We start from the raw sequence: 640 nt of genomic DNA on the forward strand, positions 1-640 counted from the left end.
TTATTAATACACTTAACAATATTTTTTTCATATATTTCTCCTCTCTTGGTAATTTATTCAATATTTTTATTATATCAAAGTATTTTTCTTTTTTGTATATTAAAGATTTAGATTTTAGCAAAAGCAAGCTCCATGTGGAATGAGTATGCTTGATTTAATAAACCTTGCAAGATTTCTTATCGACATGCATACTGAATCCGATAGAAGCTTTCTTGCGAGTTTCAAAGCTTTCTAGGATTCAGGATTGCATGGAGATTTTAGAAATCTCAAGGTGTAATTTAAAAGCCGTTTATTCCACAGGAGATTGCATAATATAGCCTAAGTTTATATTTTACCAAAAAGAAAGAAAGCTCTTTCTTTGAATTTCAAAAGAGCTTTCTATAATATAATTTGTCAACAGTCTGAACTAAGAGAAATCTTTTTCTCTTAGCAGTTTGTAGACAAAACAATCTGCCCGAAAGGGCAGATATTTTAACTTGCATGGGAAAATACCCTGTAGCTTGGAAATCAAGTTCTCCATTTGCTTTTTGAAGAGTTCTATTTTCTGTAAATGTAGTTGTATTATATACATTAAGAAGATTTCCGTTTGAATCTGTAACTTTTGCATTTACTATAGAAACAGAGCTTGGAACAACAAAAT

Annotated in this window: 1 protein-coding gene; it reads right to left on the bottom strand. The window is 29.7% G+C overall.

Annotated features, from left to right (window positions below; translation table 11 throughout):
• Positions 1–365 precede the first annotated feature (365 nt).
• Positions 366–640: hypothetical protein (locus CLOTH_RS10665; RefSeq protein WP_158080509.1), on the bottom strand; the 275-nt coding region annotated here is incomplete at its 5' end.

Origin of the sequence: Alkalithermobacter paradoxus, assembly GCA_002029295.1 — a bacterium.
Classification (GTDB): domain Bacteria; phylum Bacillota; class Clostridia; order Peptostreptococcales; family Peptostreptococcaceae; genus Alkalithermobacter; species Alkalithermobacter paradoxus.